Source organism: Serratia sp. 2723 (assembly GCF_050434425.1).
Taxonomy (GTDB): domain Bacteria; phylum Pseudomonadota; class Gammaproteobacteria; order Enterobacterales; family Enterobacteriaceae; genus Chania.
The window spans coordinates 137,305-161,335 of record NZ_JBNDIN010000003.1 but is presented as its reverse complement, the minus strand read 5'-3'; the positions used below and the strand labels follow the sequence as shown (position 1 = coordinate 161,335).

The window sequence follows — 24,031 nt, the reverse complement described above, 5'->3', positions numbered from 1 at the left end:
GTAGAGGATGAATACCGTAGTTAATTTGTGGCACGGTAAGTCCCCTTTAGGAGCCGTACGGGGTTGCTATCAGGTGAATATGTTGATCTGTAACAGATTGATGTAGAGGATGAATGCCGTAGTTAATTTGTGGCACGGTAAGTCCCCTCTCCCTTTGGGAGAGGGTTAGGGTGAGGGGGATACACAGAGATTAAATGCCTATCACCCCACAAGATCACCCCAGCTTTTGCTGCGCCCAGGCCAAGCCACTTTGGTACTCGGCTGGCAGCAGCGGCGCTAACGCCTGCAATGCCTGTTGCAAAGAGGCTGCATCGGGATCGTTGAGATTCAGGTGACCCACTTTGCGCCCCTCGCGCACCTCTTTCTCATACCAGTGCAAGTGCACCAGCGGCAGGGCCAGCCATTGCTGATTAACCGCCGTGCCAATCAGGTTAACCATCACCGAAGGCGTATTCACCACCGGCTTAGGCAGCGGCAGCCCCAGGATGGCACGCAAATGCAGCTCAAACTGGCTGATGGAAGCGCCGTTTTGCGTCCAGTGGCCGCTGTTGTGGACACGCGGAGCCAGCTCGTTGATCAACAGGCTGTCCCCCACGATAAAGCACTCCATCGCCATCACACCCACGTAGTTCAACTCATCGAGGATCGCGGCCAACATCTGCTCGGCCTGCTGCTGCAACGCCGGATTGGGCTGTGGCAGCGCCACGCTGGTACGCAGAATGCCTTCTTCGTGCAGGTTGTGGGTCAACGGATAGAATACCGACTGGCCATCGAGACCACGAGCACCCACCAACGACACTTCGCCAGAGAAATTAATCCCCTGCTCGACGATGCATTCGCCATAGTTATCCGCTGGTAACTCAGCCTCCTGGCCAGGGCGCAAACGCCATTGGCCACGGCCGTCGTAACCGCCAACGCGGCGTTTAACGATCGCCAACTCACCCAGGGTGGCAAACACCTGAGGCCATTCGCCAGCATTTGCCAGCAATTGCCAAGGGGCGGTAGCGAGATGAAGCCGATCGAGCAGTTGCTTCTGTGTCAGGCGATCGGCCAAACGCGGGAAGATATCGCGGTTGACGAAGTTATTGTGCGTCGCCAATTCGCGGGTCAGAGCGGTTTCTGGCCAGCGCTCGATCTCTGCGGTGATCACCGCATTTTGATAGGGCACCGCTTCCGGTTCGGCATCCAGACCGACAGGATAAACTGCAATCCCCAACGGTTCACCGGCCTGGCGCAGCATACGCCCTAACTGGCCGTTACCCAGTACGCAAACCGGCTTCATGCGTCCTCCTGTGGGTCCGGGTGGTTCAGTACCTCGTCGGTCTGGGCCTGACGCCACTGCGCCAACCGCTGTGCCAGCCCGGCATCGTGCAGCGCCAGGATTTGTGCTGCCAGCAACCCGGCGTTGGCCGCACCGGCTTTACCGATAGCGAGCGTACCAACCGGAATGCCGCGTGGCATCTGCACGATGGAATACAGGCTATCGACACCGCTCAATGCAGCGCTTTGTACCGGCACACCCAGCACCGGAACCAGCGTTTTGGCCGCCAGCATGCCTGGCAGATGCGCAGCACCACCGGCACCGGCGATGATCACGTCAAAACCCATGGCCTTGGCATGTTCGGCAAAGCTGAATAGTTTATCCGGCGTACGGTGGGCGGAGACAACTTCGACATGGAACGGGACATTCAGCGTGGTCAGAACTTCGGCCGCGGACTGCATAGTGGCCCAGTCACTTTTTGAACCCATTACGATTGCGATTTTAACCCCAGCGTTGGCGGCTGAAGTAGCGGTGGCTCCCATGAGTGCATGGCTCCTGTGATGTGGACAAACGTCGGCTGGCAGGCCGTATGAGGGCGTAGAGCATATCATGGGTACAGGGTAAGGAAAACGGTTGCGTCGACGGTTTTGCCATCAAAAGCGTGAAAACAGCTTAGAAGGGGAATTGGATCAGTTCGACGGCATCTGCCGTGACTTTCATCATCGAGCCTTCCGTATGCCAGGCTCCCAACACGGCGCGATGGGCTTCACCGTTCGGTAATGTCAGCGGATGGATTGCCGGGCGATGGGTGTGGCCGTGGATCATCCAGTGGACGTTGTGGCGCAACATGGCCTGCTCAACGGCCTGCGGGTTGACGTCCATAATCGCGGTGGATTTGTATTGGTTGCTTTGCTGGCTGCGTGCACGCATTTTAGCGGCGATCTTCAAGCGCCAGCGCAGGGGGAGCGCCAGAAAAGCACGTTGGATCCAGGTGTTATGAACTTTTTTGCGGAATTCCTGATAGGCCTGATCGTCGGTGCACAGGGTATCGCCATGCAGGATCAGGATCTTGCGACCATACAGCTCGACGACTTGCTCTTCCGGTAGCAGGATCATGCCGCTCTGTTTGGCAAAGCGCTTACCCAACAGGAAATCGCGGTTGCCGTGAATGAAGTAGCAGGGCACTCCGGCCTGGGGCAACGCCTTTAGTGCGGCGGCAATTTCGCTATGCAACGGCTCGGGGTCGTCATCACCAATCCAGGCTTCAAACAGATCGCCCAGAATGTATAACGCATCGGCGTGAATGGCTTCACGCTGCAAAAAACGCAGAAAACCGGCAGTGATTGCCGGTTCCTGTGCGCATAGATGCAGGTCTGCGATGAACAGCGTGCTCATGCAGCCGCGATTACTCGCTGACGGTAACGCTGGTGATCACCACATCTTCAACCGGTACATCCTGGTGCATGCCGCTGCGGCCAGTTTTTACCGCTTTGATCTTCTCGACCACGTCCATGCCTTCTGCCACTTCGGCAAATACGCAGTAACCCCAACCCTGGGCGTTTTCAGCACGGAAGTTCAGGAAGTCGTTATCAACCACGTTGATGAAGAACTGGGCGGTAGCAGAGTGTGGATCGTTGGTACGAGCCATTGCCAGGGTGCCACGGGTGTTTTTCAGGCCGTTGTTAGCTTCGTTCTTGATGGTTGCTTTGGTGTCTTTCTGATGCATACCAGGTTCAAAACCACCGCCCTGAACCATAAAGCCGTTGATGACACGGTGGAAGATGGTGTTGTTGTAGAAGCCTTCACGGCAGTAGTTCAGGAAGTTTTCAACGGTAACCGGTGCCTTGTCAGCAAAGGTTTTGATAACGATATCGCCGTGATTGGTGTGGAAAGTAACCATAGTTTTAGTCCTAGCAAGATGAAATGAGCTGTCACATAGGAAGGCGTGTGAGCAATCAGACCGACTTTATAACATATCTCCATTAATCAGTCAGCAGTGGCTAGAGTGGCAGTTCCGCGGCAGAAATACATGTGTTGTAATCTTGGTCTGGATTGGGTTAATTCCGATCTTACGCAATTTTCTGCCGATCAATTCAGCAATCCTTGGGCTTGACCTTGCAATAGAGCAGCCTTCGGGTTTCAATATGCGGATATTTTGTTATCACGCACACCACGGACAGCCCTGATGCTAAAGATTTTTAATACCCTGAGTCGTCAAAAAGAGGAATTTAAGCCTATTCATGCCGGTAAAGTCGGTATGTACGTGTGCGGGGTAACCATTTATGACCTGTGTCATATCGGTCATGGGCGTACCTTTGTCGCTTTCGACGTGGTAGCGCGCTATCTGCGTTATCTCGGCTATTCGCTGAACTACGTGCGTAACGTGACCGACGTGGACGATAAAATCATCCGCCGCGCGGCAGAAAACGGCGAAACCTGCGATCAACTGACCACGCGTATGCTGGCAGAGATGCACGCCGATTTTGATTCACTGCTGATCGAACGCCCGGATCAGGAACCGCGAGCCACCCATCATATCGAAGAAATCATCGAGATCACCCAACGCCTGTTGGCGCGCGATCATGCCTATGTGGCCAGCAACGGTGACGTGATGTTCTCCATCGATAGCGATCCGCAATACGGCCTGCTTTCCCGCCAGGATCTGGAGCAACTGCAAGCCGGTGCGCGTGTAGAAATCGACGACGTGAAGCGCAACCCGATGGACTTCGTGCTGTGGAAGATGTCCAAGCCAGGCGAACCAAGCTGGAAATCGCCTTGGGGCCCAGGCCGCCCAGGCTGGCATATCGAATGCTCGGCCATGAACTGCAAACAGCTTGGCACCCATTTCGACATACACGGCGGTGGCTCCGATCTGATGTTCCCGCACCACGAGAACGAGATAGCCCAATCCAGCTGCGCGCATGATGGCCCGTACGTCAATTACTGGATGCATTCCGGGATGGTGATGATCGACAGAGAGAAGATGTCCAAGTCATTGAACAACTTCTTTACCATCCGCGACGTGCTGGGGTACTACGACGCCGAAACCGTGCGTTACTTCCTGATGTCTGGCCACTACCGCAGCCAACTGAACTACAGCGAAGACAACCTCAAGCAGGCGCGTGCCTCGCTGGAACGTTTGTATACCGCGTTGCGCGGCACTGACGCGAATGCCAAACCTGCTGGCGGCGAAGTCTTTGAAGCGCGCTTCCGTGAAGCCATGGACGACGACTTCAACACCCCAGAAGCCTATTCCGCGTTGTTCGATTTGGCGCGTGAAGTAAACCGCCTGAAGAGCGAGGACATGGCGGCGGCGAATGGGTTGGCGGCAGAGCTGCGTAAACTGGCCAAGGTACTGGGCCTGCTGCAACAGGAGCCTGAACAGTTCCTGCAAGGTGGCGCGCAAGCGGATGACTCGGAAGTAGCAGAGATCGAAGCGTTGATCAAACAGCGTAATGATGCACGTGCCGCCAAAGACTGGGCGCTGGCAGATGCCGCTCGCGATCGGTTGAACGAGATGAATATCGTGCTGGAAGATGGCCCGCAGGGGACTAGCTGGCGTCGTAAGTAAGTTAGATCCTTGATCAACATGAGTAGCCGGACCGCTTGAGCGATCCGGCTTTTTTGTGCACAGAAAACCTCCAGCTAGGCTGGAGGTTCCGTAAAGCTTTCAGCTTTGAGCCAGTTATAAAAACCCCTTTTGATTTGTTAAAACAGTTTGCGGTCTGGCAACTGCAAACGTTCAACTAGAAATCAAAAGGGGGTCCCTATGAGGGACGAAAAGAGCTTAGCGCACACGCGATGGAACTGTAAATATCACATAGTATTGGCGCCGAAGTACCGAAGACAGGTGTTCTACGGGGAAAAGCGCAAAGCGATTGGCAGTATCTTAAGAAAGCTGTGCGAATGGAAGAACGTGAATATTCTGGAGGCGGAATGCTGTGTGGATCACATCCATATGCTTCAGGAAATCCCACCCAAGATGAGTGTGTCGGGCTTTATGGGATATCTGAAGGGAAAGAGCAGCCTGATGCTTTATGAGCAGTTGTCGATCTCCTATCCGGGTAGCCCGTTTACGGGCCGTAAGTAATCCATAGATGCAAATGTCAATCGCGATGCACCTGTTAGGGCGCAGCTGGCAACAGAGCCTTATAGGCGCATATGAAAAACCTCCGGCTATGCCGGAGGATATTTATTAGCTTTAAAGCATAATAATTTAGATGATATTCACCATAGTTTATTAAAATGAGTTGTTAAAGAAGCTTCATGTTTAGTTGCTAATGAGTCATTGCAGACAACGAATTTTGGCTTTGAGACATCTAGTTCCGGAAGATTTAATTGCCCATGCATCAATAAGTAATTATATAAATCAAGCATGTTATCATTAGTGGTATCAACAAGTAATCGACCTAATGTGATATGTATAATGTTTTTATGCAGTTCTTGTGGGATTGCGATGGCATTGTATACCTCCCTTCTGAAGGTCATTAGTGCTGATGATTCTCCAATTAATATCAACGTACCGTTAGAGGTTAGTAATACATCTTTAAACTTAACCTTTAACATCCCTATCTTATTGTAAATGTTTGCTATTTCTCGACAAAATAAAATCAGCTCACTTTTTTTGCTATCAAATATCGGTCTCGTATCGTTAAATACAGTGAGAAGAGTAGAGTGCAACCTTTCTTGTGGTTCAATAGATATGAATGGAAATAGCGCGGCCAAGGCATGACAGTAATCATCAATGCTTTTGATGAAATCAAAGAATTTCTCGTCTGCCTCTTTATAAAGAGGAATGTCAAGTTGACCAACATTTAAACTAATGTCAATCATGTCATCATTATTTACTTGCTTAAGCCATTTAGAACCTTTTTCAAGTTTTTTTAATGTTGCATTTCTAATAAAAGCATACCTCATTATCGAACCTCCTCAAAAAACTTTTGAATGACTTGACAAGTATAAAGAATGCTTTCATTTGATAATTCGGGGTATATTGGTAGTGAAAGTAGTTGATCAGCAGCGATCTCTGATATTTTTAAACTATTACTTTTCTTACAAATTAATTTTAAGGCTGGCTGTTTGTGTACAGGAATAGGATAGTGGATGCCAGTTTCTATTCCTTTTAGAGTTAAAAACTCTTTTAATGCATTTCTTTTTTCTGTTCTAATTGCAAAGACATGGTAGACATGCTTTGCCTCAGGTAACACAGTGCTAGTGATTACAGGGAGACCAGATAAGTTTTTTTATATAGTTCTGCTTTATTTATTCTAGAGCTAGTCCATAACGGTAAGTACTTTAATTTTATATCGAGGACGGCACCTTGTATTGCATCCATTCTATAGTTATAGCCCTCAATGTTATGTTCATATTTTCGAGAGCTTCCCCAGTCACGGATTAGTTTAAGTTTTTCTGCATACATTTCATTGTTTGTAACTACAGCTCCCGCCTCTCCATAGGCGCCTAAGTTTTTCCCAGGGTAAAAGCTAAAGCATGTCATATCACCTATAGATCCTATCCTATGCCCTTTATATTCGCTATCATGTGCCTGAGCAGCATCCTCGATAAGAACTAGGCCATGTTTACGGCTTAGATTTCTGATTTTATCTATTTCGCATGGGTTACCGTGTAGATGAACAGCGATAATTGCTTTCGTTTTATCGGTGATCAGGCATTCAATTTTTTCACAATCTATATTCAACGTTTTATCAGAAATATCAACCAATACAGGCACCGCTCTTGATAGCCTGATTGCTGCTGCGGTGGCAACAAATGTGGTAGCTGTAGTGATCACTTCATCTCCTTCCTGAATACCAGCTGCGAGAAGAGCCATATGTAATGCGCTTGTGCCAGAATTACAGGCTACGGCATAGGGTACATTACAAAAATTGGCAAAATTTTTCTCAAATTGAAAAACTTTTTCACCAAGACAATAGTGACCACTTTTAACTACATTTAATATAGCATTATTAATCTCTGTTTCTATACAGTTATATTGAGAAACCAGATCTAAATATTTAACCTTCATCTATAATACCTCCGTTGTACCGACAGGAACAAAATCACTATTATTTGCTATAGACCGGTCAATGCTTTCCAATAGAATTAAGATGTCTAAAGCGAACACCGCATTATCATTTCTATAATCTCTATTTTTAATTAATTTTATAAAGGTATTTATTTGATTTTGTATGGCTTCTGTTTTCTCAAGATAAATACTTTCTTTTAACAAAGATCTACTGTAATCAACGCTATCTAATTTTTCTGGTATTTCATTTTTATATATGGTGATTTTATTGTTGGATAGGCAATCGTCATAGAACAATGAGCCTTTAGATCCTATAATCACTGTATCCCTGAATTTACAGGGACTTAACCAGTTAACCACAATAGATGCATTGAATCCCTCCTCATACCGTATTAATATTTGGCATAGGGTTTCATTATAACCATAATGACTTTTAACACCTGAGGCTGAAACAGATAGCGGACGTTATTCCAAATAAAAACTTAATGATATAAAGATCATGTATGGCCAAGTCCCAATGAACATTTACATCCTTTCTAAATCTACCAAAGTTTGAACGGTTTGATTGATATAAAATCGGATTGCCTAAATTAACTTCATCCTTAATCGCTTTACGCAGCGCTTTAACTTCGGGTGTATGTAGATATGTATGGCTTGAAAAAATTATCTTTTTATTTTTATTTGCTAAATCTATTAACTCCTTAAGTTCTTCAGAACTTGGAGTGATAGGTTTTTCAACGAAAACATGCTTATCGTTTTCTAAAGCCAGCTTGGCAAGTCGGTAGTGAGTATGTGCTGGGGTAACGATGAAGACAGAATCAATAGATTGATCTCGAAGGATGGTCTCATAGTAATCTATGGAAATTATTTTCTCACTAATCTTTTCATAAGATGAGGAAGTTTTTATATTTATGTCATGAATGAATATGTTACTAATATCATTATTATTAATAGCATTGCGAATGATATTCCTTCCCCAATACCCAGCCCCAATGATTGCAATATTCATAACACCTCCATTGTTATCAAGGTTCAATAATGCTAGTGTGGTGATCACAATGATGTTAATAAGATCACAAAAATGAAATACAACATTGGCAATATTACGCTGCTGTCATCCATGACATTCTTTCAATTTTTTATCCAGGGAACATGGAGCATGACTCTTGGACTGGTATTAGAAAATAATCACATGGCAAGCAACATTAAAACAGCTTTCTTTTTACTAGGAGTTGCAACTATATTATCCCCTTTGGCTTTTGGCTATATTTCAGATAAGATCATATCACCGAAGGCTATATTAGCTGCTCTGTACTTATTGAATGGGATAAATTTTATAATTTTATATGTTTCATTTTATCATGGCAATATTAATATTGTCATGGGGATTATTTTTCTTACGGGAGTTTTATTCTATCCTACGATATCTTTGGTTAACTCAATAACATTTCAAAATATAAGCAATGAAAAGTTGTTTCCTATTATAATATCATTTGGAACTCTAGGGTTCATCTTCTCTGGGTTTATCATCGGATATTATGAAATTGAAGATAATTATAATCTGTATTTGATTGCATCATTTTTCTCAGTATTAATGGCAATTGTATCTATAAATGGCAATCTAAAGCTAAACGTGATAAGAAATAATACTAAAGATAATTTTATTTTAAGTTTAAGTAGCGTATGGTGCTCGATAAAGAAAGGAAACTCGGTCCTAATAATAATATGTGCCTTGCTGCTTATGATTTCACAGGTCTCCTATAGTGCATATATACCTATTTATCTTAGATATCTAGGTTTTAAAAGTCCAACAAGTATAATGCAACTGGCTGTAATTTCAGAACTTCTTTTGATTTTTTCTTTGTCGTTGTTACTTAATAAATTTAAAGTAAGAAATATTTTAATTTTTGGTTCCCTTGCCTATTTACTGAGAAATATATTGTTTATTAGTGCTGAGGTTTATAATTTTACTGCATTGATGATTGTGGTCCTTATCATTCAGGGTATTTCTTGGGTGCTCTTTTTTATTACTCTAGATATATTATTGAAAAATATTTCATCTGATGAAAATAATCATAAAATGCAAAGTTTCAAGGTTTTTTTTATTAATGGTATCGGTTCATCACTCGCTTCCTTAGTTTGTGGTATGGCATATAATAATTGGGTAGGAGTTGAAGAAACTGAAGGTTGGGTTTATTTTTGGAGCATTCCCTTGGTTACATCAATTTTTGCATTCTGTATATTAATATTTACCGTAAAACATAGGGGGTAGTTTACCGTTAAGCAATTTTCTTAATGGCCCAGCTTAATCAGCAGAGAAACCTGATTGATGCGATGACGATACGTGATGTCAAAAAACACAGGATTGAAGTCAACTTTAAGCTAACGGTAAGGAAAAGGACGACCCTGGACGAACTGTATGGCACGTTGCGCGCTATGCAACACGTGTGCTTCGTCGCATTGGAGCATTAACAGGTTTGAGTGGATCAAAAATGCCGGGTAGCTTGGCCGACCCGGCATTTTTTTCCTGGCGGTTGAACAATCAGGCTTTAACCGTGACGTTCATGCCTTTGTAGCTGACCTTCTGGCCATCAACGATCTTGCAGCGCTTACGCGTTTCGACCTGACCGTTTACTTTGACCTGCCCTTCGGCGATCACTTCTTTCGCGGCACCGCCGCTGTCACACCAGCCCTGGAACTTCAGCAGATCGCACAGTTCGACATGAGGGTGACCTTCCAGATTGAAAATTTCCATACTGCCTTAACTTAGTTAGGTTGAACGTCGTGAAATTCCTCGCAGGCTTGCAAGGTATTTTGGATCAGTGTAGCAACGGTCATGGGGCCGACGCCACCAGGAACCGGAGTAATGTAGGCCGCGCGTTCGCTTGCGGCTTCGAAGTCTACGTCGCCGACTACTTTACCACTTTCCAGGCGGTTGATGCCGACATCGATCACGATCGCGCCCGGTTTGATCCAATCACCTGGGATAAACCCTGGTTTGCCTACGGCAACGATCAACAGATCGGCATTTTCGACGTGGTGGCGCAGGTTTTTGGTAAAGCGGTGTGTCACGGTAGTGGTACACCCGGCCAGCAGCAGCTCCATGCTCATCGGGCGGCCAACGATGTTGGAGGCACCTACCACCACGGCGTTAAGGCCATAGGTATCGATGTTGTAGCGTTCCAACAGGGTGACAATGCCGCGTGGGGTACAAGGGCGCAGCTTGGGCGCGCGCTGGCACAGGCGGCCGACGTTGTAAGGGTGGAAACCGTCCACGTCCTTGTCCGGACTGATCCGCTCCAGCACCTTCACGTTATCAATGCCCGCAGGCAGAGGGAGCTGTACCAGAATGCCGTCGATTTCTTGATCGGTGTTTAATTTGTCGATCAGCGCCAGCAGTTCAGGCTCGCTGGTGGAGGCCGGCAGATCGTAAGAGCGGGAGATAAAGCCCACTTCCTCACAGGCTTTGCGCTTGCTGGCGACATAAATCTGCGAAGCCGGATTCTCACCAACCAGTACCACCGCCAGGCCCGGCGCACGCTTGCCAGCCGCCAGACGTTGTTTCACTTGCTCAGCCACTTCGTTTCTAACCTGCTGCGCAATCGTTTTGCCATCAATAATCTTTGCTGCCATCAGTGAGGAAATCCATCATTTAAGAAAAGCGGGGGATGGCGCTATTTTGGCAGAAGAGAGGCGCGCTGTCAGGCTTTCGATCGGGTTAATGCAGAGAATAAGCACACGATTGCGTAGCGATTTATACATTTTTTACACCAACGGAATGATCCTCTACGTTTTTTTTACCTCCAGTCTTTTAGGCTTTACCCATTGCCCCTGGCGTTTGGGGCCTATGGCGGCAGGATCATGCAGACGATTACTCGGCTCTATCCATTGCATCAACGTGGCAACAATCTACCAGATGAACAGCGGCATATTGGTGAAACGGTGTTTGATTCCTCCCTGCATCCGGCGCAGGTTGCATTGTTGCAGGCGCTACATCGGCTTTGTAAGCCGAAGCGCCCCGGTCCTTCCTGGAACCAGCGTATGGCGCAGTGGTACAAAAGGAGTCGCCAATGATGCGCTGTGCTGCTTTACTGTTGGCATCACTGCTTGCGATGCCATTTTGCCAGGCATCAATGAATACCTTGGCAACCAGTGAGTTGTCGGGGGCAATGCTGGCGCAGACCTGTAATGTGCTAAACGTTCCGCAGACCGATTGGGGGGATATCAACGCCGTGGTGCGATCGGCACGTGCCTGTTTGCCGCAAAAAGCAGGGCAGAGGCCAAACCCACCCCCATTTGCACCAGCGGCTGAACCACAAAGGGTCGATGATGCGGTATTGTGGCAGGGGATTAGCGTAACCAGATCATCGCGTTAGGGTAATTTACCATGGTTTTTTGTGCGAAAAATCGCCATAAAACACCTCTGTTGCCGCCACATCGTCAAAAGGCATTGACTCGATAACCTCTGACCGTATAATCCAACTCCGCAACCTTGGTTGCCGCATCCGCATTTTAATGCGCCCTTAGCTCAGTTGGATAGAGCAACGGCCTTCTAAGCCGTAGGTCACAGGTTCGAGCCCTGTAGGGCGTACCATTTTGAATCATAGACTTACGCATCATTCGTTCCTTCCTGTTTTTCAAGGTGGGACAGATTTGGGACACTAACGCCAAAAATCGCATCAATCTGGCGCGCATGTTCGGTCAAATGACTTGGTGCCAGGTGGGCATACCGACGCACCATTTCTATGCTTTCCCATCCCCCCATTTCTTGCAAAGCAGAAAGTGGGACACCTGTCTGAACCAGCCAGCTCGCCCACGTATGCCGCAGGTCATGAAATCGGAAGTCTGTTATCCCTACGCGCCGCTTTCCTGTATTCCACGCAGAATTATCATCAACCCTCAATTTTCTGACTGCCGCTGTTTTTCTGCCACCGGCGATCTTGCGAGCCTGGGTGTGAACAAATACAAACCGAGAATGTCGGCCTATTTGATCTCTTAGCACCTTGCAAGCCGTGTCATTGAGTGCCACGCCGATCGCCTTGCCAGCCTTTGCATCTTCTGGATGAATCCATGCCACCTTTCTTTGCATATCGACCTGCGACCATTCCAAATTGATTATGTTGGAGCGCCGCAAACCGGTGGCCAAGGCAAAAACTACAACATGTCGAAAACCATCAGGCATGCACTTAATCAGCGTGGTGGCCTCTTCCTTTGTCAGCCATCGAACGCGCTTGCTTATCGGCTTTCTTACCTTGATCACTGGAGCTTTACGCAGCCACTTCCATTCATCAGCGGCGATTTTTAACAATCCTCGCATAAATGAAAGGTGCTGACTTCGCGTAGCAGCCGCTACAGGCTTCGCAACATACGGCGGGATCGGCTTACCTTTTCTCTCGGCCGCGTCTCGCTGTGACTCCCATCGCTGCAAGTGCTTCCTATTTGGCATTTTTGCCACAGCAGCCACAATGTGATCTTCTGTTATAGAAGCAATGTTTTTGCCTGAAAAATGCTGCAGGAAGAATTCTATCTTAGTGCGGTCATCATCCAGAGACCGCTTATCCTCCTTCTCCGTCAGCCAGCGCAGGCAGGCTTCATCAAATGTGTGATCCGCCCTCTCTCCCAATTTGTTAACTCGCCACGCTTTCGCTCTTAGCTGATCATAGAGTTCCTGCAGTAGCCATTGATGATCTGGTGGTTGTTGATAGCTGGGTGGCCTATCCGGCTCTGGGTACCTTTAGCCAGCAGGAAGAGATAGAGTTAGAAGATGGCTCCTACCTATGCAAAGTGACCTGGACGGCACCTGCCAACATTTCAGAGAATCAGGTAGTTTATATTCAGGCTAATGCCTCAACGCCTTTGCGTTCTGGGTATGCCATGGTTGAATTGGTTGGTAAGTAATCATTAATGGTTCAGTTACCCGAGATTTATCGGGTAACTTCATAAAATAAATGGTATTTACGTTGTTAGGCAGCGTTAATCTAAAATTACTTTTTCGTTGGCCCCGACAGCATCAATAATTCCAAGAATGGGGACGTCACCTTTGATGGATTCAATACTGACATGTGGCGAAATTCCTTGTCAGGAAAAGCGAGTCGTTGGCGTGGCATACAAGTTTGAAAAACTATAGTCTGGAAATCCCTAATGCATCAGCCGGCCGGTTGCGTCATCCATATAAACCAACAGACAGTATTTTGATGCACGGCCTTCAAACCAGTCATGGTGAGAGCCGTCAATTTGAATGAGTTCAACGAGACAGTCGCGACGATATGCACAAATACCCATTTATTGTGTATCCCTATCTGGTCACGTAGCACCCGGCAAGCGGTATCGTTGAGGCCGACACCCATCGCCTTTATGCTTTACTCTGCTCCAGGTGTAACCGCTGGGGCTTTCTCATGCCTGGGCTGAGTATTACATTGAGACTTTGTTTGCTGGTCAATAGCTAAGATGACATTGCTTTTATGTACGGTGCTTTCTGTTATTTTTTAAAACTCAAACACAATGACATAACAGGAGTTTCCTATGTATCAAATTGATTATAATAGCTATCGCTCGGTAAAAGGCTTCAATCGCCGAGTTCGTTTTCTGGTCATGCATTACACCGCCGTTGATTTTGCCACTTCGGTTAAACTACTTTCCGGCGATGGTGGCGTCAGTGCGCATTATCTCGTACCAGACCCATCAGAAAAAACGTATATCGAGGCAGGTTTCAAGGATATGCGTATTTTTAATCTGGTCGATGAGAGTGAGCGGGCGTGGCATGCCGGCGTCAGTACATGGGCTGGGAGAAGTAACCTCAATGACACTGCCATTGGCATCGAAACCGTTAATCTGGCAACAGATAACAACGGAGAGTTCACCTTCCCTCCGTACAATCCGGCTCAGGTCGATGCTATCAAAGAATTGGCGCTGAATATCCTACAGCGTTACCCCGATATCACGCCTACCAATGTTATTGGACACAACGATATCGCTCCGGGAAGAAAAAGTGATCCGGGGGCCGCATTCCCCTGGAAAGCACTTTACGAAGAGGGGGTGGGAGCCTGGTATGATGAGCAGACCAAGCACCGTTATCAGCATAAGTTTTGCTGCCAACTTCCAGAGAAAACGGAGGTAATTGGTAAACTTAGCCGCTACGGGTATGACACATCAGGTGCCAATACTGAAAGTGGTTACCGAGATCTTATCCGTGCATTTCAGCTTCATTTCCGGCAGGAAAGATATGATGGCGTTTTAGATGCTGAAACAGCAGCAATACTGTATGCGTTGGTGGATAAGTATTTTCCAGAGAAATAACTAATTTAATTCCTCAGTAATCTTCGCAGGCTCACTCAGGTGGGCCTTTCTCATTTCTGATGCCCAGCGGGGTAGGGACATATGCAAATGCATAAAAGTAACCCAGACGTCTGGGTGGTAATCAATCCCATTCCACAATGGCTGCGGGGGATCTCCAGTTCATCCCCATGCCCCACAGATTTTTATACAGAACCTAAAGACTGAAAAACTGATCTTTGCCCCGGGCTTTAGCTACGTAGAGAGCTTTATCGGCATGTGTCAGTAGTACGTTAGACTGGGGCAATTGGCCAAATGTATGAACTGAAAAACCGATGCTTATAGTCAAGTATCCTGTGCTGGATGCGGAGTGCGGTATTCTCAAATCCCGTACGAGTTGGCATAGTGTCTGCACATACAGCGTTGCCTGTTCTTTCGTCATGCCATTGGAGAGAATGACAAATTCTTCGCCGCCATACCTGGCTACAAAATCAGAACCCCGTTTGAAGGACTTACTCAAGCAATCAGCGACACGTATTAGCGCTTCATCGCCTGCCTGATGTCCATAAATATCATTGAATGATTTGAAGTGATCGACATCAATCATGGCGAGAGTCAATGAGTCGCCATTACGGATGGCAATTTTGCATTGAATGTCGAACTGCGTATCAAAAAAACGACGATTATAAATTCCGGTGAGTCCATCCTTTATGGAGAGTTGCTCGAAGTGTATTTTCATTTCCTCGAGGGACCGATGCTCATCACGGAGCTGTTGCTGGATTATCATTCTTGGTGTTACGTCTTTTTGGATCCCGATAAAATTGGTTACAGCCCCACTCTCATCATGAATTGGCGATATGCTTAACTCGTTCCAAAACATAGTTCCATCCTTGCGGTAGTTTCGCAAGGTTACAAGGCAGTACTCGCCATTTTTAACGGCGTTGCGCACAATCTCCAGCTCTGGCTGTTCCCGATCGTTATTTTGTAGGTATCGGCAGTTGATGTTGGTAATTTCTTCGAAGGAGTAGCCGGTCATTCTCTCAAAAGCCGGATTTACAAAAATCAAAGGATTGTCGTCTATGGCATTGTCTGAGATGGTGATGCCGTCTCGTGAATCCATAACCGCCTGTTTAAGAATTTCAATCTTCATACGAAGTCCGTTAGTGGGATCGTAGGGAAAACGTTGTTTGTAAGCAACGCAGCATCAAGGGATCACACGCGATCAAACCAATTTTACAAGTGTAGTTGTTGAAAATGGACCGTGTCCGTTTTTTGGCCTTGTTACTAACCGGAGCCAGAACTGGGTGGTTGCTGTCAAAAAGAGCTCAAAGGCTGAGAAACTTAATTCCCGGTGAGGGTTGCCGCGCCAGTCCTTTAAGTAATGCCAATCTCGTCGCGCATAGGATTCTTGAAAGGGGCGGACTTGGCTTGCCTGCTAACACTGGAATAATCTTGGCAGCGAAGCGGGAGTTTCGTTAACGTAAAAATGGATTCAATAAATCCCTGAGCCGCCCGCAGTGTCAGGTGAAAGATACGTTTGAACATCAGTACGGTGGAATTAGCCAGCTCAGAATAGCGTTGGGGACGCCCGTGGAGGTGTTTTGGCTCATCGTACCATGCTTGGCTTTACTTTTCTGCTACCGCTGCTGGCTGCTCTCCCTCCAGCAATTCATAAATTGTTTTCCCCACCTTTTGGATCGCCTGCTCAATCTCACGGGTCATGGGCTTGCTGTAACTTAGCCGTAGGCAATTGCGGTATTTTCCCGCCGCAGAACTGATAAATCCGACGGCAATCTGGATGCCCTGTGGCAACAAGCAGCGATTCAGACGCAGGCTATCGAATCCGTAAGGCAGTTCCACCCATAACATAAAGCTCCCCTGCGGCCTGCTCAGGCAGGTATTTGGCGGGAAATACTTGATGATCCAACCTGTCATGATATCGCGATTACGTTGGTACTGGCGACGCATACGGCGTAAATGTTGCAGGTAATGCCCCTGTTTGATGAATTCAGCCATGGCCAGCTGTGGCAAGGTGGGTACCCGCCCGGCAGAAATGTACTTCATATGTAACGCTTTTTCTAGGTAACGCCCTGGAGAAATCCAGCCAACCCGCAAACCGGGCGCAACAGTTTTAGAAAAGGAGCTACATAGCAATACGCGGCCATCCTCATCAAATGAGGCAATGGTCGGCGGGCGTGGGTATTGATAAGCCAGTGCGCCGTATACATCGTCTTCAATAATGGCCACGTCATAGCGTTGAGCCAGCGTTAACAGCGCTTTCTTACGCTCATCCGGCATGTTGTAACCCAACGGGTTATTGCAGGTTGGCGTCAGTTGGATGGCTTTAATTGGCCATTGATCCAGCGCCATTTCCAACGCCTCCAGGCTAATTCCCACCACCGGATCGGTCGGGATTTCAATCACCTTCATCCCCATCCCTTTCAGGGTTTGCATCGCGCCATGAAAGCTGGGGGAGTCCACCGCCACAATATCGCCAGGCTGGCAAACGGCCCCTAAAGCAATAGCCAGTGCGCCATGGCAGCCCGAGGTAATGATGATATTTTCTGCGGATTGATGATTACCACTGTCCAGCATCAGGCGAGCAATCTGCTCACGCAATGCCAGAGTGCCGTAAATACTGTCGTAATCCAGCACTTCCTCGCGTTGATGCAGGCTGATACGGGCGAGCAAACGGCTGAGTATTTTCAGGCCAGGGCCAGACAGGTCGGGCGTACCGACGCCCAGATGTAGCACATTATCCTGAGTGCTAACCTTCAAAAACTCCAGCGTATTTTCCCATTGGGATATCTCGACGGGCCTTTGCGCATGGCTGCATAGGGCGGGTAAAGCCGGCAGATTTGAGCTACAGCGCACGAAGTATCCCGATTTCGGCCGCGCCTCGATCAGCAGGCACTCTTCAAGTTGCCGATACGCCTGTTGTACGGTGCTGATACTGACCCCGTGCTCATCACTCAATACCCGAACAGATGGCAGCCGCTCTCCGGCAACATACAGCCCTTCTTTGATGCGTTGGCTAAGGATATCGGCCAATTGTTGGTAGCGAGTCATGGATATCACCAGATAAAGAGAGAGGGACCAGTACAGATGGCGCTGATTTTGACCATTCAGACTGTTTAGCACAGATCTGTATGGAAATAATAGCCGCAATTTGCATCTGTAATGTTTTTCAGCCAAGTATCATGCTAATGGCTCATCGACTGACGGGGAGCGGGTTATGAGTGATATCATTGAAAATCAACATGATGGTGGCTGTTTATTGGCTGAGGGAGCAACAAGGAAACGCCGCAATAGATTTGCCCGTTTATGGTTAAAAGCATACAGATGGGTAAATCGATGGAATGAGCGACGCAAAGCTGCCAATACGCTGGCAAGGCTGAATTGCGAGCAGCTAAAGGATATCGGCCTACGTCGGGATGATATCAAGCGAGACTACAGCCGCCCGTTTTGGCGCTGATTATAGAAACCCGGTTCAATTCGTTCGCGCTGTAAGGGCGTTGCATGTGCTGCGCCCGCTTAGACTCATTCTCTGCGTTGTGTTAATCAGAGTCAGTTGACTCTGGGGTCAGTCGTCCAGATTGTTAATTGTCATGCTCGCATTCAGCACCAGAGGCTTGGCACTTTCTTTGCGCTGTTGCATTAACGCCAGGAAAATCAAATCCGTCAGGGTATTCTGTGCGGTTCTGGACGAAATCGAAGAGCTGCGCCACTCATTTTCATCAGAGACACTTTCCAGGACATAATCGGCTATCTTGGCTAAAGGATTGCCCTTGTTGCCGGTTATGGCTATCACCGTCGCGCCTTGGGCTTTTGCCATGGAGGCGGCGATATGCATATCTTTCCTGCGGCCACTGAAAGAGATAACGATCTGTACGTCTTTGGCATTCAGCGCCTGCGCGGTGGCAATCTGGACGTGAAGATCGGCTTCCACCAGGCTGAGGATACCGATCTTCTGTAATTTGTAGCTCAAATCTTTGGCGGTGAGGCCCGAGCCCCAAATGCCCACGATCTGCACGCGTTGAGCATTATCGATGGCATCGACCACCTGTTGGAAAGTGGAGAAATTTATCCTTTTGGTCGTCTCTACGATCGCGGCAGTTTTCTCATGAGCCAGTTTTTGTGCCACCACCATCAAAGGATCTTCCGATGAGATGGCGTTATGCAAAGCTTTTTGCGGATAAGACTTGAACAGATTATTTCTGCCCAGTTCTTCACTGATGGCAATCTTCAGCGCGGGGAAGCCTTTCATGCCGATTTTCTGGCTAAACTTGACGATGGCAGACTGGCTGACCCCCACATCCTCGGCAAAACGGGAAGAAGACAGGCTCAGGACGGCTTGCGGGTTATCAAGGATATATTTAGCGATCTTTTGCTGGTTTTCGGCCAGGTTTGGCATCAGCCAGGTGATTTCGTTTAGCACCGACATCAATAATATCTCCACTGTATGTAATAGACTATTCCAGCAAGGGTGCTTGACATTCCTTTGGCTCATTTATTTGAAATTATTGAAGATTGCATTTTAAATGGCGCGTTTTTATCTCATTTATTCCTGCTTTACACGTGGTCGAGAATAGATTCGCCGTGACAGTTATCACATTTGCTGAATAAATAATTCCTTAACATTGTCGAAAATTTTAACCCATTGGAAGCCCCTATGAAGATTAATTTAAGCCAGATGGTGACGGAAAGCCGCAACCCGGCCAGTTCGCAAATTGATACGCTGCCCACTCTGGACATGCTCGCAGTGATCAACAGCGAAGACCAAAAAGTGCCGCTGGCGGTAGCCGCTACCTTGCCAGAAATCGCCAAGGTAGTGGATTTGGTGGTAGAGGCTTTTGCCTGCGGTGGTCGATTGATTTATTGCGGAGCGGGTACTTCTGGCCGGTTGGGGATCCTGGATGCCAGTGAGTGTCCACCAACATACGGTACGCCGCGTGAGCAGGTGGTCGGGTTGATCGCCGGGGGGCATGCCGCGATTTTGCAGGCAGTGGAAAATGCCGAAGATAATCCGCAAATGGGCGAACAGGATCTGCGAAATCTCGGTTTCAACGCGCGTGATGTGTTGGTTGGCATCGCGGCGAGTGGCCGCACCCCTTATGTACTGGGGGCTATGGCGTATGCCCGTAGCGTGGGGGCGACTGCTGTGGCCATCTCATGCAATCCGAATAGCGCAATGAGTCAGGCGGCAGATATCGCGATTGAACCCGTGGTGGGGCCAGAAGTGGTGACCGGTTCATCGCGTATGAAAGCGGGAACGGCGCAGAAGTTAATCCTGAATATGATCACCACCGGTGCGATGATCCGCAGCGGCAAGGTTTACAGCAACCTGATGGTCGATGTGGAGGCCACCAATGCCAAGCTGGTCCAGCGCCAGGTCAATATCGTGGTCGAAGCCACCGAGTGTAGCCCTGAAGAGGCTGAGGACGCGCTTAATCAATGCCGTCGCCACTGTAAAACCGCGATTGTGATGATCCTCGGCGGCTTGTCTGCACCTGAGGCCAGCGCGCTTTTGAGTAAAAACAAAGGATTTATCCGTCAAGCACTGCAAGGGATATAGGCATAATCATGGCGAAAATAACCGTTCCTATGATAGAGCAAATTTTACTCCTGGTGGGTGGCAGTAAAAATATCATTATCTGCGGTAACTGCATGACCAGACTGCGTCTGACGTTAAAAGATCGTCAGCAAATACGGCTCGATGAGTTGAAGAAGATACCTGGCGTGATGGGGGTAGTTAACGGCGACGATCAACTGCAGGTTATCCTCGGCCCTGGCAAAGCTCAGACTGCCAGCGAGATGATGAATGCGTTGTTAACGGCGCAGCCGCAGCAGGAACGGGGGAATGTCGAGCAAGTGGACTTGCAGGCCCTGGCAAGTGAAAACAAGCAGCAGATGAAAGCCAGGCAAAATAGCGCGGTGCATAATTTCCTGACTAAATTTGCCACTATTTTTACCCCGTTGATCCCAGGGTTTATCGCCGCAGGATTGTTGTTGGGGATTGCCACCCTGATGCAGCAAACGCTGATCGTCGAGGGCGTGGCACCAGTCGCATGGCTAAAAGGGCTGATTGCTTACATGAAAGTGTTCAGCATCGGCTTGTTTACCTTCCTCAGCATCCTGATCGGCTTTAACACTCAGAAAGCCTTTGGCGGCACCGAGGTTAACGGCGCGATCATCGCTTCGCTGTTTGTTTTACGCTATGTACCAGAAGGGACTACCGGCTACTACGCGGGTATGAGTGACTTTTTTGGGCTGGCGATCGACCCACGCGGCAACATAATTGGCGTTCTACTGGCCTGTATCCTGGGCGCATGGATCGAAAGGCAGGTACGCCGGGTGATCCCCGATAATCTGGATATGATCCTGACTTCGTCAATCACCCTGCTGATCACTGGCGCCATCACTTTTGTGGTGATTATGCCGGTTGGCGGTGAGCTGTTTAAGGGGATGTCGTGGTTGTTTATGCACCTGAACGGCAACCCGTTCGGCACCGCCATTCTGGCCGGGTTGTTCCTGATCGCCGTAGTGTTTGGCATTCATCAGGGCTTTGTACCGGTTTACTTTGCCTTGATGGATGCGCAGGGCTTTAACTCACTGTTCCCTATTCTGGCGATGGCCGGTGCAGGGCAGGTGGGGGCGTCACTGGCGCTGTTTGCTCGCTCACCTAAAGGTTCTCTGCTGCGTACCCAGATTAAAGGTGCCATTTTCCCTGGCCTGCTGGGGATTGGTGAGCCGCTGATTTACGGCGTAACCTTACCACGCTTGAAGCCATTCGTTACCGCTTGTCTGGGGGGCGCGGTTGGTGGCTTCTTTATCGGTCTGGTTGCCTGGTTGGGGTTGCCGGTGGGGCTGAATACGGTATTCGGTCCTTCGGGTCTGGTGTCTATTCCATTAATGACCTCAGCCAAGGGGATTTTCGTCGGTATGCTGGTGTATGTCGCCGGTATTTTGATCTCCTATATCGCCGGATTTATTCTGACCTGGCTGTTTGGCAGCAAGGATGTTGATTTAAGTTGATATAACTTTTTTTTAGTTGATTTAATCTTCTTATCGCACGATGGCCCGGTTTACCGGGCCAGATACTCATCAACCGGCTACGTTAAAACGGGTGTCGCATTTGTAATTATTAATAATCAATAAGCTATCAATAGGGTGGCATGCATTCAGCCTACTGGAAATTCAGCAGTATTGCCTTTTAGATTGCGAACTCTGCCGTTCATCGAACATTTAATTTTTTATTATAAATAACCAAAGATATTATTTTTTAATTATCAATTATTAAATTGATTGGTTTTTCAAGATATTGTAGCCTCTTTTGTATCAATCGCTATAATTGAAGTGCAATTTATTACTTGACCACCCCCGTAATTTGAAGAGTGATAGGTATAAAAGAGTAATACCGTAGTCCTCAGTACTGAAGCTTATTTCATCAGGTGAAAAATGCGTCATCCACGAAGACCTTTACCATTGGCTAGCCCGGTGGGGCTATCTTTATTGCCTCTAGGGCTGCTACTGATTTGGTTGATATTTCTAATTCCGCTCGCCTTGCCTCATATGGGCGGAAGCGGCCTGAAACTACCGCATAATATCCTGACTTGGGCGGTGATGGCTGCCACTACCGCTACCCTATGGTTAACTCTATCGGCTAATACCCCCATCTCTGTTAGCGTAACAGCCCGTTGGCTACTGCTGGCCGTGGTGATCCTGGCAATTCCCCTATTATATACCTCTCCCCCTTGGCAGAGTGCTGGACTGGCACGCTGGCTAGGGTTGGCTGGCGGTTGGATTTTTTATGTCTCATGGATGCAATATCGTCCACCGTACTTCGCCCGCCATTGGCTATTTTACGCCATTCTGGTGGCCGCTATGTTCCAGGCGCTGATCGCTCTGTTGCAATTGTTCCTGCCGGGAACCGTACCAGACTGGTTTGACTACCCAATGAAAAACGGTCGACCTTATGGGGTCTTCCAACAGGTGAATGTTCTGGCCAGCTTTATAGCCAGCGGATTGGCGCTGGCATTAATGCTGTTGTTGTTGCCTGACTTTTCCTTTACTCATCCAAAAGCAGAACGATGCAGACGGTATGTCTTGGGGATGGTGCTGGTGCTGTTCCCCGCGCTATTGGTATGGTTACAGTCACGGATAGGCTGGCTAGGCGGCATTATCAGCGGGGTATTGTTGCTCTGGCTGGGATGGCGGCAGGCAAAAAAGCTCACGGGTATCGCAACAGGTTTAATGCTCTTTGGTATCGCTATCGCCTTTATTTTACAAATAAATGGAGGGGTTGAACACGCCGCATCAAACCATGCCCGGCTGATCATGTTACAGGACAGCTTAAAGATGATTGCCGAAAAGCCCTGGCTTGGTTGGGGTTACGGCGGATTTGAATACAGCTTTCAGCACTATCGTCTGGCTGCCGGATTATCAACATTAGGTCTTGGCGTGGTGCGCCATCCGCATAATGAAATCTTACTGTGGTGGGTTGAAGGGGGCATGGTTGCCTTGGCAGGCATGGTAATTTTACTGTGTGCCGGTATCAGGTTATTCTGGCTATCTTGGCGAAAAAACGGCGAAAGCCTTGCGTTGGCCAGCGCGCTGCTCCCTTTGCTGTTACACAGCCAAACGGAATATCCCTTTATGCTGTCTAGCGCGCATTGGGCTATTTTTTTACTGCTGCTGGCACAGTGGGATCGCCAAACCGATAAGGCTACAGAACGTACTTTTTCTTCGGTAATCCCCTCATTTTTGCGGGCTGTAGTGCCCATGGCTTCAGCCGCCATCTGCATAGTGGCCAGTATTGGGTTATATGCCAATTTGTCTTTAACCGCCTTTGAACGTAATTACTTCGCGGATATTCAACCCACTCGCCGTGCGATGACGTTTGACCCCTGGGTGAATACCGAACGTTGGCATTACGATCAACAGACCCATGCGTTGCTAATGTATAATCAGACCCGCGACCCCCGCTTGCTTGAAAACTATGCTCAATGGGCACAGGGCTATCTTGCTCAGCGGATCGATAAAAATGTTTATGCCTCATGGTTAGCTATCGCACAATATCAACAGGATACCGCCACCTACCGGCGTTTATACCAGGAAGCAAAGGCATTATTTCCCACCGATCCACGGTTTTTAACCGATATGCCTGAGTGAAGAGCGATAAGTTTACACGGGGATGCGGACTATGATCCGTGTAAGCCAACAATGCGCTGGTAAGAATGGGCAATCAGTTGGCCTGCCAGCGCAGGTCAGTGGCTTATCATATGCCTTGCTGCTACGGTATGGTCTTTATGGATAGCAAGGGGGCAGGGAATGCTTGAAAGTATCGGTGAGTTGGTGAACCTGGTATTCAGAATTATTTTTGGGATACTGGAAGCCATCTACGAAATTGTGAACTTCATTTATTCTTTTACCAAAGGGCGCACGCGGAGACGGGGGTTAATCACCTTATTGGT

General features: G+C 48.1%; 24 protein-coding genes, 1 tRNA gene and 3 pseudogenes. 11 read left to right on the top strand and 17 right to left on the bottom strand.

The features are described from left to right. Positions 1–214 precede the first annotated feature (214 nt). The 4 genes from purK to ppiB all read right to left on the bottom strand — a co-directional run bounded on the left by purK (position 215) and on the right by ppiB (position 3,161). Positions 215–1,282 carry a 5-(carboxyamino)imidazole ribonucleotide synthase gene (purK, locus tag ABIE29_RS05715; RefSeq protein WP_429617203.1) on the bottom strand — a complete coding sequence of 356 codons (1,068 nt, stop codon included), beginning with the start codon at positions 1,280–1,282 and terminating at the stop codon, positions 215–217. After that, on the bottom strand, positions 1,279–1,803 hold the full coding sequence (gene purE / locus ABIE29_RS05710; protein ID WP_429617202.1) for a 5-(carboxyamino)imidazole ribonucleotide mutase: 525 nt from the start codon (positions 1,801–1,803) through the stop codon (positions 1,279–1,281). Before purE ends, purK begins: the two co-directional genes overlap by 4 nt. 130 nt (positions 1,804–1,933) lie before the next feature. Next, positions 1,934–2,656 carry a UDP-2,3-diacylglucosamine diphosphatase gene (locus ABIE29_RS05705; RefSeq protein WP_429617201.1) on the bottom strand — a complete coding sequence of 241 codons (723 nt, stop codon included), beginning with the start codon at positions 2,654–2,656 and terminating at the stop codon, positions 1,934–1,936. Between the two features lie 10 nt (positions 2,657–2,666). Next, complete coding sequence (ppiB, locus tag ABIE29_RS05700) at positions 2,667–3,161, bottom strand: peptidylprolyl isomerase B (protein WP_248944760.1); 495 nt, start codon at positions 3,159–3,161, stop codon at positions 2,667–2,669. 285 nt (positions 3,162–3,446) lie between these two features. Between ppiB and cysS the strand changes: the two genes are divergently transcribed. Continuing rightward, on the top strand, positions 3,447–4,832 hold the full coding sequence (gene cysS, locus ABIE29_RS05695; protein ID WP_429617200.1) for a cysteine--tRNA ligase: 1,386 nt from the start codon (positions 3,447–3,449) through the stop codon (positions 4,830–4,832). 198 nt (positions 4,833–5,030) lie between these two features. Beyond that, positions 5,031–5,351, top strand: coding sequence for an IS200/IS605 family transposase (tnpA, locus tag ABIE29_RS05690; protein WP_429617199.1), 321 nt, complete (start codon positions 5,031–5,033; stop codon positions 5,349–5,351). Positions 5,352–5,488: 137 nt separating this feature from the next. On the opposite strand, the gene ABIE29_RS05685 is transcribed toward tnpA, so the two are convergent. The 5 genes from ABIE29_RS05685 to ABIE29_RS05665 form a co-directional block, all read right to left on the bottom strand. Further along, the gene (locus tag ABIE29_RS05685; RefSeq protein WP_429617198.1) at positions 5,489–6,178 is read right to left on the bottom strand and encodes a hypothetical protein; all 690 of its coding nucleotides are present in this window, start codon (positions 6,176–6,178) and stop codon (positions 5,489–5,491) included. Further along, entirely contained in the window at positions 6,178–6,468 is a 291-nt protein-coding gene (locus ABIE29_RS05680; RefSeq protein ID WP_429617197.1) for a DegT/DnrJ/EryC1/StrS family aminotransferase, read from the bottom strand. The genes ABIE29_RS05685 and ABIE29_RS05680 overlap by 1 nt, the downstream gene beginning before the upstream one ends. Positions 6,469–6,479: 11 nt before the next feature. Beyond that, positions 6,480–7,286 carry a DegT/DnrJ/EryC1/StrS family aminotransferase gene (locus tag ABIE29_RS05675; RefSeq protein ID WP_429617196.1) on the bottom strand — a complete coding sequence of 269 codons (807 nt, stop codon included), beginning with the start codon at positions 7,284–7,286 and terminating at the stop codon, positions 6,480–6,482. Continuing rightward, positions 7,287–7,607, bottom strand: a complete 321-nt coding sequence (locus tag ABIE29_RS05670) for a hypothetical protein (RefSeq protein ID WP_429617195.1) — start codon at positions 7,605–7,607, stop codon at positions 7,287–7,289. It abuts the gene before it with no gap. Positions 7,608–7,719: 112 nt separating this feature from the next. Next, on the bottom strand, positions 7,720–8,295 hold the full coding sequence (locus ABIE29_RS05665) for a Gfo/Idh/MocA family protein (RefSeq protein WP_429617194.1): 576 nt from the start codon (positions 8,293–8,295) through the stop codon (positions 7,720–7,722). 72 nt (positions 8,296–8,367) lie between these two features. Between ABIE29_RS05665 and ABIE29_RS05660 the strand changes: the two genes are divergently transcribed. Beyond that, positions 8,368–9,558, top strand: coding sequence for an MFS transporter (locus ABIE29_RS05660; protein WP_429617193.1), 1,191 nt, complete (start codon positions 8,368–8,370; stop codon positions 9,556–9,558). A 270-nt stretch (positions 9,559–9,828) separates the two neighbouring features. On the opposite strand, the gene ybcJ is transcribed toward ABIE29_RS05660, so the two are convergent. Together ybcJ and folD are read right to left on the bottom strand one after the other, a co-directional pair. Further along, positions 9,829–10,041 (bottom strand): ribosome-associated protein YbcJ, encoded by a 213-nt coding sequence (gene ybcJ / locus ABIE29_RS05655; protein ID WP_021180059.1) that lies wholly within the window; start codon positions 10,039–10,041, stop codon positions 9,829–9,831. Between the two features lie 11 nt (positions 10,042–10,052). Further along, positions 10,053–10,919, bottom strand: coding sequence for a bifunctional methylenetetrahydrofolate dehydrogenase/methenyltetrahydrofolate cyclohydrolase FolD (gene folD, locus ABIE29_RS05650; protein WP_429617192.1), 867 nt, complete (start codon positions 10,917–10,919; stop codon positions 10,053–10,055). 228 nt (positions 10,920–11,147) lie between these two features. On the opposite strand from folD, the gene ABIE29_RS05645 reads away from it, so the two are divergent. After that, the gene (locus ABIE29_RS05645; protein ID WP_429617191.1) at positions 11,148–11,360 is read left to right on the top strand and encodes a hypothetical protein; all 213 of its coding nucleotides are present in this window, start codon (positions 11,148–11,150) and stop codon (positions 11,358–11,360) included. A 443-nt stretch (positions 11,361–11,803) separates the two neighbouring features. Then, a tRNA-Arg gene (locus tag ABIE29_RS05640) sits at positions 11,804–11,880 on the top strand. A gap of 15 nt (positions 11,881–11,895) precedes the next feature. Here the strand turns inward: ABIE29_RS05640 and ABIE29_RS05635 are convergent. Then, positions 11,896–12,957, bottom strand: a pseudogene (locus ABIE29_RS05635) (tyrosine-type recombinase/integrase); the annotation flags it as partial. Between the two features lie 20 nt (positions 12,958–12,977). Between ABIE29_RS05635 and ABIE29_RS05630 the strand changes: the two are divergent. Continuing rightward, positions 12,978–13,184: a hypothetical protein gene (locus tag ABIE29_RS05630; RefSeq protein ID WP_429617190.1), complete on the top strand. Its 207-nt coding sequence runs from the start codon at positions 12,978–12,980 to the stop codon at positions 13,182–13,184. A gap of 359 nt (positions 13,185–13,543) precedes the next feature. On the opposite strand, the pseudogene ABIE29_RS05625 reads toward ABIE29_RS05630, so the two are convergent. After that, positions 13,544–13,639: pseudogene (locus ABIE29_RS05625) on the bottom strand (hypothetical protein); the annotation flags it as partial. Between the two features lie 169 nt (positions 13,640–13,808). Between ABIE29_RS05625 and ABIE29_RS05620 the strand changes: the two are divergent. Beyond that, positions 13,809–14,582, top strand: a complete 774-nt coding sequence (locus tag ABIE29_RS05620) for an N-acetylmuramoyl-L-alanine amidase (protein ID WP_429617189.1) — start codon at positions 13,809–13,811, stop codon at positions 14,580–14,582. A 193-nt stretch (positions 14,583–14,775) separates the two neighbouring features. Here ABIE29_RS05620 and ABIE29_RS05615 read toward each other — a convergent pair whose 3' ends face one another. From ABIE29_RS05615 to ABIE29_RS05605, 3 genes and pseudogenes are all read right to left on the bottom strand, one after another. Then, positions 14,776–15,708: a diguanylate cyclase gene (locus ABIE29_RS05615; RefSeq protein WP_429617188.1), complete on the bottom strand. Its 933-nt coding sequence runs from the start codon at positions 15,706–15,708 to the stop codon at positions 14,776–14,778. 236 nt (positions 15,709–15,944) lie between these two features. Next, positions 15,945–16,181 (bottom strand): annotated as a pseudogene (locus tag ABIE29_RS05610) (transposase); the annotation flags it as partial. Positions 16,182–16,184: 3 nt separating this feature from the next. Further along, complete coding sequence (locus tag ABIE29_RS05605; RefSeq protein WP_429617187.1) at positions 16,185–17,627, bottom strand: PLP-dependent aminotransferase family protein; 1,443 nt, start codon at positions 17,625–17,627, stop codon at positions 16,185–16,187. Between the two features lie 166 nt (positions 17,628–17,793). Between ABIE29_RS05605 and ABIE29_RS05600 the strand changes: the two genes are divergently transcribed. Continuing rightward, entirely contained in the window at positions 17,794–18,033 is a 240-nt protein-coding gene (locus tag ABIE29_RS05600; protein WP_429617186.1) for a DUF1127 domain-containing protein, read from the top strand. A 108-nt stretch (positions 18,034–18,141) separates the two neighbouring features. Here the strand turns inward: ABIE29_RS05600 and ABIE29_RS05595 are convergent, their stop codons facing one another. After that, positions 18,142–19,002, bottom strand: a complete 861-nt coding sequence (locus ABIE29_RS05595) for an SIS domain-containing protein (protein ID WP_429617185.1) — start codon at positions 19,000–19,002, stop codon at positions 18,142–18,144. 228 nt (positions 19,003–19,230) lie between these two features. Here ABIE29_RS05595 and murQ point away from each other — a divergent pair, with 228 nt between their 5' ends. The 3 genes from murQ to ABIE29_RS05580 all read left to right on the top strand — a co-directional run bounded on the left by murQ (position 19,231) and on the right by ABIE29_RS05580 (position 23,729). Next, complete coding sequence (gene murQ, locus ABIE29_RS05590) at positions 19,231–20,133, top strand: N-acetylmuramic acid 6-phosphate etherase (RefSeq protein WP_429617184.1); 903 nt, start codon at positions 19,231–19,233, stop codon at positions 20,131–20,133. Between the two features lie 8 nt (positions 20,134–20,141). Beyond that, positions 20,142–21,593, top strand: coding sequence for a PTS N-acetylmuramic acid transporter subunit IIBC (murP, locus tag ABIE29_RS05585; RefSeq protein WP_429617183.1), 1,452 nt, complete (start codon positions 20,142–20,144; stop codon positions 21,591–21,593). Between the two features lie 681 nt (positions 21,594–22,274). Beyond that, positions 22,275–23,729: a Wzy polymerase domain-containing protein gene (locus ABIE29_RS05580; protein ID WP_429617182.1), complete on the top strand. Its 1,455-nt coding sequence runs from the start codon at positions 22,275–22,277 to the stop codon at positions 23,727–23,729. Positions 23,730–24,031 lie beyond the last annotated feature (302 nt).